This is a genomic window from Ruegeria sp. SAZD013 (assembly GCF_059612525.1).
This window is the reverse complement of sequence record NZ_JBXWQT010000010.1, coordinates 1-1172: the sequence shown is the minus strand read 5'-3', so window position 1 is coordinate 1172 and position 1172 is coordinate 1. Positions and strand designations below refer to the sequence as shown.

1 protein-coding gene and 1 pseudogene are annotated in these 1172 nt (G+C 57.0%); both read right to left on the bottom strand.

Annotation, left to right across the window (positions count from 1 at the left end):
* Positions 1-72 precede the first annotated feature (72 nt).
* The gene (istB, locus tag AC2FLU_RS01485) at positions 73-864 is read right to left on the bottom strand and encodes an IS21-like element helper ATPase IstB (RefSeq protein WP_480555592.1); all 792 of its coding nucleotides are present in this window, start codon (positions 862-864) and stop codon (positions 73-75) included.
* Positions 854-1172: pseudogene (locus tag AC2FLU_RS01480) on the bottom strand (IS21 family transposase); the annotation flags it as partial. The gene istB and the pseudogene AC2FLU_RS01480, both read right to left, overlap by 11 nt.

The window sequence follows — 1172 nt, the reverse complement described above, 5'->3', positions numbered from 1 at the left end:
TGTTGATTTCCGCTGAGAAGTGACCCGGTATTTTCACCGAGATTTGACCCACCCTAGTCTATGTATCAGCGCTTATTTGGTGGTCAATGTTGGCGTCTCCTTTCTTGTTTTCTTTGCGGCTTCGGAGCTGGCTTTGAAGCGGTAGCTGTCGTTGCCGGTTTCTAGGATGTGGCATCTGTGTGTGAGCCGGTCGAGAAGGGCCGTTGTCATCTTTGCATCGCCGAAGACCTGGGCCCATTCGGAGAAGCTGAGGTTGGTGGTGATGACCACGCTGGTGCGCTCGTAGAGCTTGCTCAAGAGGTGGAACAAAAGCGCGCCGCCTGATGAACTGAACGGGAGGTAGCCCAGTTCGTCGAGGATGACCAAGTCGATTTTGGTCAGCATCTCGGCTATTTTGCCGGCTTTTCCGAGCGCCTTTTCCTGCTCCAGCGCGTTGACGAGTTCCACGGTCGAGTAGAAGCGCACTTTGCATCTGTGGTGCTCGATGGCCTGAACGCCGATGGCCGTGGCGATGTGGCTTTTGCCCGTCCCGGGTCCACCGATCAGGACGACGTTTTCCGCATTTTCCATGAACTCGCCGCGGTGCAACTGACGGACAGTGGCTTCGTTGATCTCGCTGGACTTGAAGTCAAAGCCTGCGAGGTCTTTGTAGGACGGGAAGCGCGCAACCTTTGTGTGGTATGCGATTGAGCGCACTTCTCGCTCTGCAATCTCGGCTTTGAGCAGTTGGGACAACATCGGGGTTGCAGCCTCGAACGCTGGTGCGCCCTGGGCGACCAGATCATCAACGGCTTGCGCCATCCCATGCAGTTTCAGACTCCGTAGCATAATCACAATCGAGGCTCCTGCAGGATCATGACGCATGGCGCTTCTCCCCGGCCTGTCTCAGGTTGTCATAGCGATCAACGTTGGCTTTTGGTGCCGTTTCCAAGGCCAGGGCGTCTGGCGGATCGACCTCGGGATGGTCAGTTTGCTTGCGGTCGATCAGCCTGTGAAGCAGGTTCAGGATGTGCGTCTTGGTGGGCACCCCGGCTTCCAGCGCCAGTTTCACGGCGCATAGAACGGCGTCTTCGTCGTGATGCAGAACCAAGGACAAGATATCGACCATCTCTCGGTCACCGCCCTCTTTGCGCAGCATGTGATCCTGCAGACGGCGGAAGGCTTCGGGCATC

Excerpts from the sequence above, each read along its gene's own strand:
- istB (WP_480555592.1), bottom strand. The coding sequence starts at position 864 with ATGCGTCATGATCCTGCAGGAGCCTCGATTGTGATTATGCTACGGAGT.